Origin of the sequence: Collinsella sp. HCP28S3_B9, from assembly GCF_052066095.1 — a bacterium.
Classification (GTDB): Bacteria; Actinomycetota; Coriobacteriia; order Coriobacteriales; family Coriobacteriaceae; genus Collinsella.
The window spans coordinates 1-610 of sequence record NZ_JBQHST010000076.1 but is presented as its reverse complement, the minus strand read 5'-3'; the positions used below and the strand labels follow the sequence as shown (position 1 = coordinate 610).

The 610-nt window shown below is 69.0% G+C and carries 1 protein-coding gene; it reads left to right on the top strand.

Annotated elements, in window-relative coordinates; translation table 11 throughout:
* Positions 1-131: 131 nt before the first annotated feature.
* Positions 132-610: IS110 family transposase (locus ACTNBB_RS09145; RefSeq protein WP_441071101.1), on the top strand; the 479-nt coding region annotated here is incomplete at its 3' end.

The following is a 610-nucleotide window of genomic DNA, read 5'->3' as shown; positions in this document are numbered from 1 at the left end:
CAGACACTATGACCCAATCCGAGGGCACTAAAAAGATAGGAGCCCCCGCTCGTGACCGCGGGTCGGGGCTGCGACAATGATGTTGAAGTGCCATAGGCGCAGCCGCGCCGCAACGAGGTCGGGAGGCTCCCATGCCAAAGTATTCTACCGCGTTCGGGATGGACGTCCACCTGAGGTCGACCACCGTCTGCGCCCTCGACGCGGACACCGGCGAGGCCGTGACGAGGAGGTTCCCCGGCAACCCCTGGGGCGAGATCGCCGGGTGGATGGATGGGTTCCCCGGGCCGTCGCTCGCGGCCTACGAGAGCGGCTACCTCGGCTTCGCCCCGCAAAGGGAGCTCGCCGGGCTCGGCGTCGAGTGCGTCGTCGCCGCGGTCTCGAAGATCCCCAGGTCGGCCGCCGACTCGGCCTCCAAGAACGACAGGAACGACGCCGCCAGGATGGCCAAGGCGATACTCGCCCACGACATCTCCCCCGTATGGGTCCCCTCCCCCGAGGTCGAAGGCATCAGGGACCTCGCCGGCGCCTACGACGGGGCGACCGCGCGCCTGGCGACCGCCAAGCAGCGGCTGCTCGCCTTCCTCGCAAAGCGGGGGTTCGTCTACGGCGG